The organism is Stenotrophomonas koreensis, from assembly GCF_001431525.1.
GTDB lineage: Bacteria > Pseudomonadota > Gammaproteobacteria > Xanthomonadales > Xanthomonadaceae > Stenotrophomonas > Stenotrophomonas koreensis.
The window spans coordinates 1-651 of sequence record NZ_LDJH01000050.1; the positions used below are offsets into that span (position 1 = coordinate 1).

Sequence of the window (651 nt, forward strand, 5' to 3'; positions counted from 1 at the left end):
GCGCTTCGGCCATCTACGGTGCCGATGCGGTCACCGGTGCAGTGAACGTGGTGATGAAAAAGCGCATGGACGGCAGCAGTGCGTCCATCACCACCGGCATGGCCGAGGAGGGCGACGCCCGCCAGACCCAGGCCTCGTTCGCCACGGGGTTTGATTTCCTGGATGACCGCGCCCACCTGGTGTTCGGTGCCAACTACGTGTTCACCGACGACATCCCGTTGCTGGACCGCTACAACAAGCGCTACGTCTACCAGGTCAACCCGGCCAACACCGGTCCGGAGGATGGCATCCCGGACAACATCATCATCGACTTCCACCAGTTCTACCGCTCCCCGTACCCGACCTGGTGCATGTTCGAGGGCAAGGCCCCGTGCGGAACCAATGCGATCAACGGTGACTGGTACCAGCTGGTGGATGGCCAGGTGCGCCACATCCCGCGCGACAGCTACACCACCATTTCCAACAACGACACCGGCACCCAGGATGGCGGCCCGGACACGGCCTTCGGCATCTACGACTACATGCTGTTGCGCGACAAGTCGGAGAAGGCCTCGGCCTACAGCAACCTGGAAGTGCAGCTGAGCCCGGAGCTGGTGTGGAACACCAGCGTGGGCTTTGCCAGCAGCTATGTGCTGTACCTTATACACATCT

1 pseudogene is annotated in these 651 nt (G+C 62.1%); it reads left to right on the forward strand.

The features are described from left to right. Window positions 1–651 (forward strand): annotated as a pseudogene (locus ABB25_RS14800) (hypothetical protein); the annotation flags it as partial.